Here is a 411-nt window from a genome sequence, read left to right as displayed (position 1 = left end):
CCAGGGCCGGCTGGGTATTGGAGGCCCGAACAAGGCCCCACCCGTCTTCATAGACGGCCCGCATCCCGTCAATGTCAATGACCTTTTGCCGGGCTTTATACAATGCCACTATTTTTTCCACAACCTTGAACTTGACCGCGTCCGGACAGTCAACCCGGATCTCCGGCGTGGTAAAGGTTTTGGGCAGATCCTTAATTAACTCGTCCACACCAAGGCCGGTGCTGTCCATGATTTCCAGAAGGCGGCAGGAGGCATACAGGGCATCGTCATATCCGTAGTAGCGGTCCTTGAAAAACATGTGTCCACTCATTTCTCCGGCCAGGGCCGCATTCTCTTCCTTCATTTTCTGTTTGATCAAGGAGTGGCCTGTACGCCACATGATCGCGTTGCCGCCCATCTTTGCAATCTCAT

Annotated in this window: 1 pseudogene; it reads right to left on the bottom strand. The window is 53.8% G+C overall.

The features are described from left to right. Positions 1 to 411: pseudogene (locus B3D59_RS08610) on the bottom strand (phosphomannomutase); the annotation flags it as partial.

Origin of the sequence: Desulfobacter sp. UBA2225 (assembly GCF_002348205.1) — a bacterium.
Taxonomy (GTDB): Bacteria; Desulfobacterota; Desulfobacteria; order Desulfobacterales; family Desulfobacteraceae; genus Desulfobacter; species Desulfobacter postgatei.
The sequence above is the reverse complement of the archived record's forward strand: the minus strand, read 5'-3'. Positions and strand labels throughout refer to the sequence as shown.